Origin of the sequence: Psychrobacter cibarius (genome assembly GCF_016107535.1) — a bacterium.
GTDB classification, from domain to species: Bacteria; Pseudomonadota; Gammaproteobacteria; order Pseudomonadales; family Moraxellaceae; genus Psychrobacter; species Psychrobacter cibarius.
Genome location: NZ_JABASQ010000044.1, coordinates 1 through 5,655 on the forward strand (window position 1 = coordinate 1; position 5,655 = coordinate 5,655).

Genomic DNA, 5,655 nt, shown 5'->3' on the forward strand with positions numbered 1-5,655 from the left:
AAGCTTGACAATTCAAATCATTATGATAAGATAGTCGGCTCGCTAGATAGCTTGACCTGAAAGGGATTGAGACTAAACAGCAAGAGAATTACCCTATATATCAGTTACTGGACGACAGTGATTGAGCACTATTTAAAAGCATAACTAAAGAACAACTTGTGTGGATTTTTGCTGATTCAGAATGCTAAAAAATAAAGTTGGTTTTAACTCCTTTTCGGAGTTGATTCTAACTATAAAAATTATCATTTAAGACAGCAGAAAAACTCAAAGTTAATTCATTACGAACATAATTTTTAGCGATTTTGCCAGATTAGATGAGCCAAGTTTAGAAGCTTCTTTAAAGAGCTTCATAGCAAGATTAAACTGAAGAGTTTGATCATGGCTCAGATTGAACGCTGGCGGCAGGCTTAACACATGCAAGTCGAGCGGTAACAGGAGAAGCTTGCTTCTCGCTGACGAGCGGCGGACGGGTGAGTAATACTTAGGAATCTACCTAGTAGTGGGGGATAGCACGGGGAAACTCGTATTAATACCGCATACGACCTACGGGAGAAAGGGGGCAGTTTACTGCTCTCGCTATTAGATGAGCCTAAGTCGGATTAGCTAGATGGTGGGGTAAAGGCCTACCATGGCGACGATCTGTAGCTGGTCTGAGAGGATGATCAGCCACACCGGGACTGAGACACGGCCCGGACTCCTACGGGAGGCAGCAGTGGGGAATATTGGACAATGGGGGAAACCCTGATCCAGCCATGCCGCGTGTGTGAAGAAGGCCTTTTGGTTGTAAAGCACTTTAAGCAGTGAAGAAGACTCCATGGTTAATACCCATGGACGATGACATTAGCTGCAGAATAAGCACCGGCTAACTCTGTGCCAGCAGCCGCGGTAATACAGAGGGTGCAAGCGTTAATCGGAATTACTGGGCGTAAAGGGAGCGTAGGTGGCTCTATAAGTCAGATGTGAAATCCCCGGGCTTAACCTGGGAACTGCATCTGAAACTGTAGAGCTAGAGTATGTGAGAGGAAGGTAGAATTCCAGGTGTAGCGGTGAAATGCGTAGAGATCTGGAGGAATACCGATGGCGAAGGCAGCCTTCTGGCATAATACTGACACTGAGGCTCGAAAGCGTGGGTAGCAAACAGGATTAGATACCCTGGTAGTCCACGCCGTAAACGATGTCTACTAGTCGTTGGGTCCCTTGAGGACTTAGTGACGCAGCTAACGCAATAAGTAGACCGCCTGGGGAGTACGGCCGCAAGGTTAAAACTCAAATGAATTGACGGGGGCCCGCACAAGCGGTGGAGCATGTGGTTTAATTCGATGCAACGCGAAGAACCTTACCTGGTCTTGACATATCTAGAATCCTGCAGAGATGCGGGAGTGCCTTCGGGAATTAGAATACAGGTGCTGCATGGCTGTCGTCAGCTCGTGTCGTGAGATGTTGGGTTAAGTCCCGCAACGAGCGCAACCCTTGTCCTTAGTTACCAGCGGGTTAAGCCGGGAACTCTAAGGATACTGCCAGTGACAAACTGGAGGAAGGCGGGGACGACGTCAAGTCATCATGGCCCTTACGACCAGGGCTACACACGTGCTACAATGGTAGGTACAGAGGGCAGCTACACAGCGATGTGATGCGAATCTCAAAAAGCCTATCGTAGTCCAGATTGGAGTCTGCAACTCGACTCCATGAAGTAGGAATCGCTAGTAATCGCGGATCAGAATGCCGCGGTGAATACGTTCCCGGGCCTTGTACACACCGCCCGTCACACCATGGGAGTTGATTGCACCAGAAGTGGATAGCTTAACCTTCGGGGGAGCGTTCACCACGGTGTGGTTGATGACTGGGGTGAAGTCGTAACAAGGTAGCCGTAGGGGAACCTGCGGCTGGATCACCTCCTTATAGATGGCATTCGGTCAGCAAGAATTCACAACAAGTTGTTCTTTAGTTTAAGCTTACGTTTTAACAAGCGTAATTGGGTCTGTAGCTCAGCTGGTTAGAGCACCGTGTTGATAACGCGGGGGTCAGTGGTTCAAGTCCACTTAGACCCACCATTTTATAATGGGGCCATAGCTCAGTTGGTAGAGCGCCTGCCTTGCACGCAGGAGGTCAACGGTTCGACTCCGTTTGGCTCCACCACTATAGACGAATAAGCTTTAAGTGCTAATAGTATAAATAGAATTAAGTGATCATTACTGATTATTTACTTCTGTTTTATACAGAATCTGTGACTCGACGAGAGCATAGAGACTATTTAAAAACATAGATATGAGTCTGGGTTAGGAAGAGCGTGTTCACGCGCACTTCCTAACCTTAATCACTCACCTCTTAACGACATCAGTTGTTATCCCAGGGGTGAGTGATTAAAAAAGTAAAGAGAACTGAATCAAGCGTATAAACATAGGTGATATCGTTATCATAATTAGATTGTATGACACTTAGAAGTCGAAAGACTACTTGGGGTTGTATGGTCAAGTAATGAAGCGCACATGGTGGATGCCTTGGCAGTCAGAGGCGATGAAAGACGTGACAGCCTGCGATAAGCTTCGGGGAGGCGGCAATATCCTGTGATCCGGAGATTTCTGAATGGGGAAACCCACCTACCATAAGGTAGGTATCCTAATTTATTAGGAAGCGAACGAGGGGAAGTGAAACATCTCAGTACCCTTAGGAATAGACATCAATTGAGATTCCCCTAGTAGCGGCGAGCGAACGGGGAGAAGCCGATTAATTCTAATGTAGAAGAACAGCGTGGGAAAGCTGACCGTAGTAGGTGATAGTCCTGTATTCGAAACATTAGAGTTAACATATTAAGTAGAGCGGGGCACGAGAAATCCTGTTTGAAGATGGGGGGACCATCCTCCAAGGCTAAATACTCCTGACTGACCGATAGTGAACCAGTACCGTGAGGGAAAGGCGAAAAGAACCCCTGTGAGGGGAGTGAAATAGAACCTGAAACCGTGTGCGTACAAGCAGTGGGAGCCTTAATTTATTAGGGTGACCGCGTACCTTTTGTATAATGGGTCAGCGACTTATATTCTGTAGCAAGGTTAACCGTTTAGGGGAGCCGTAGGGAAACCGAGTCTTAATAGGGCGTTTAGTTGCAGGGTATAGACCCGAAACCGAGTGATCTATCCATGAGCAGGTTGAAAGTGCCGTAACAGGCACCGGAGGACCGAACCCACTGTCGTTGAAAAGCCAGGGGATGACTTGTGGATAGGGGTGAAAGGCTAATCAAACTCGGTGATAGCTGGTTCTCCCCGAAAGCTATTTAGGTAGCGCCTCGGACGAACACCATTGGGGGTAGAGCACTGTTTCGGCTAGGGGGTCATACCGACTTACCAAACCGATGCAAACTCCGAATACCGATGAGTGATATCCGGGAGACACACAGTGGGTGCTAACGTCCATTGTGGAGAGGGAAACAACCCAGACCGCCAGCTAAGGCCCCAAATTCCTAGTTAAGTGGGAAACGAGGTGGGAAGGCATAGACAGCTAGGAGGTTGGCTTAGAAGCAGCCATCCTTTAAAGAAAGCGTAATAGCTCACTAGTCGAGTCGGCCCGCGCGGAAGATGTAACGGGGCTCAAACTAGGAGCCGAAGCTGCGGATTTGAATTTGTTTTCAAGTGGTAGGGGAGCGTTGTGTAAGCCTGTGAAGGTGTGTTGTAAAGCATGCTGGAGGTATCACAAGAGCGAATGCTGACGTGAGTAACGATAATGCGAGTGAAAAGCTCGCACGCCGGAAGATCAAGGGTTCCAGTCCAACGTTAATCGGGGCTGGGTGAGTCGACCCCTAAGGCGAGGCCGAAAGGCGTAGTCGATGGGAAATCGGTTAATATTCCGATACTTGTTTATAATGCGATGGAGGGACGGAGAAGGTTATGTCAGCCTGGCGTTGGTTGTCCAGGTGAAAGGATGTAGGCTTACAACTTAGGTAAATCCGGGTTGTTATATGGCTGAGATCTGATAGCAAGCTGTACTTGTACAGTGAAGTGGCAAATACCATGCTTCCAGGAAAAGCTTCTAAGCAATAGTTATAAACGAATCGTACCCTAAACCGACACAGGTGATCAGGTAGAGAATACCAAGGCGCTTGAGAGAACTCTGCTGAAGGAACTAGGCAAAATGGTACCGTAACTTCGGGAGAAGGTACGCTGCTGATGGTGATAGGACACGCTCCTTGAGCTGTTGGCAGTCGCAGATACCAGGCTGCTGCAACTGTTTATTAAAAACACAGCACTCTGCAAACACGAAAGTGGACGTATAGGGTGTGATGTCTGCCCGGTGCTGGAAGGTTAATTGATGGGGTTAGCGTAAGCGAAGCTCTTGATCGAAGCCCCAGTAAACGGCGGCCGTAACTATAACGGTCCTAAGGTAGCGAAATTCCTTGTCGGGTAAGTTCCGACCTGCACGAATGACATAATGATGGCAGCGCTGTCTCCAGCAGAGACTCAGTGAAATCGAAATCGCAGTGAAGATGCTGTGTACCCGCGGCTAGACGGAAAGACCCCGTGAACCTTTACTACAGCTTTACATTGAACTTTGACCTGACTTGTGCAGGATAGGTGGGAGGCTTTGAAGCCGAGACGCTAGTCTCGGTGGAGCCAATCTTGAAATACCACCCTGGTCATGTTGGGGTTCTAACTCAGGTATAACAATACCGAGGACAATGTATGGTGGGTAGTTTGACTGGGGCGGTCTCCTCCTAAAGAGTAACGGAGGAGTACGAAGGTGCGCTCAGACCGGTCGGAAATCGGTCGTAGAGTATAAAGGCAAAAGCGCGCTTAACTGCGAGACCCACAAGTCGAGCAGGTACGAAAGTAGGTCTTAGTGATCCGGTGGTTCTGTATGGAAGGGCCATCGCTCAACGGATAAAAGGTACTCTGGGGATAACAGGCTGATACCGCCCAAGAGTTCATATCGACGGCGGTGTTTGGCACCTCGATGTCGGCTCATCTCATCCTAGGGCTGAAGCAGGTCCTAAGGGTATGGCTGTTCGCCATTTAAAGAGGTACGCGAGCTGGGTTTAGAACGTCGTGAGACAGTTCGGTCCCTATCTACCGTGGGCGTTGGAAATTTGAGAGGATCTGCTCCTAGTACGAGAGGACCAGAGTGGACGAACCTCTGGTGTTCGGGTTGTCACGCCAGTGGCATTGCCCGGTAGCTACGTTCGGATGGGATAACCGCTGAAAGCATCTAAGCGGGAAGCCCACCTCAAGATTAGATTTCCCTAAAGAGCCGTTGAAGACTACGACGTTGATAGGCAGGGTGTGGAAGTGCAGCGATGCATGTAGCTAACCTGTACTAATTGCTCGTTTGGCTTGACCATACAACACCCAAGTGGTTTGTATGAAAGCTCTAATTAATCTATCTTGTATAAGCGAAAGCTTATAGAATAAAAGAAAGAATATTTCGATATCACCTTTAACCTTGATTCAGTTAGGTTACAAGTTGATCGACCATAAACTAAACACTTATAGTCAAACAATAAAAATAACAGACTCATATCTAACCCCCTTTGCTGACGACAATAGCATGATGGCACCACCTGATCCCTTCCCGAACTCAGAAGTGAAACATCATTGCGCCAATGGTAGTGTGGATTCGTCCATGTGAGAGTAGGTCATCGTCAGCTCTCTATTCAAAGTAAAACCCCCT

The 5,655-nt window shown here is 48.1% G+C and carries 2 tRNA genes and 3 rRNA genes; all 5 read left to right on the forward strand.

What is annotated here, in order from left to right:
* Positions 1–360: 360 nt before the first annotated feature.
* The 5 genes from JFC08_RS13375 to rrf all read left to right on the forward strand — a co-directional run bounded on the left by JFC08_RS13375 (position 361) and on the right by rrf (position 5,632).
* A 16S ribosomal RNA gene (locus JFC08_RS13375) occupies positions 361–1,899 on the forward strand.
* Positions 1,900–1,974: 75 nt separating this feature from the next.
* Positions 1,975–2,051, forward strand: a tRNA-Ile gene (locus JFC08_RS13380).
* 9 nt (positions 2,052–2,060) lie between these two features.
* Positions 2,061–2,136, forward strand: a tRNA-Ala gene (locus JFC08_RS13385).
* Between the two features lie 330 nt (positions 2,137–2,466).
* A 23S ribosomal RNA gene (locus tag JFC08_RS13390) occupies positions 2,467–5,326 on the forward strand.
* 191 nt (positions 5,327–5,517) lie between these two features.
* Positions 5,518–5,632 (forward strand): 5S ribosomal RNA (rrf, locus tag JFC08_RS13395).
* The 16S, 23S and 5S rRNA genes sit together here with 2 tRNA genes alongside, the layout of an rRNA operon.
* The last annotated feature ends 23 nt before the right edge of the window (positions 5,633–5,655 follow it).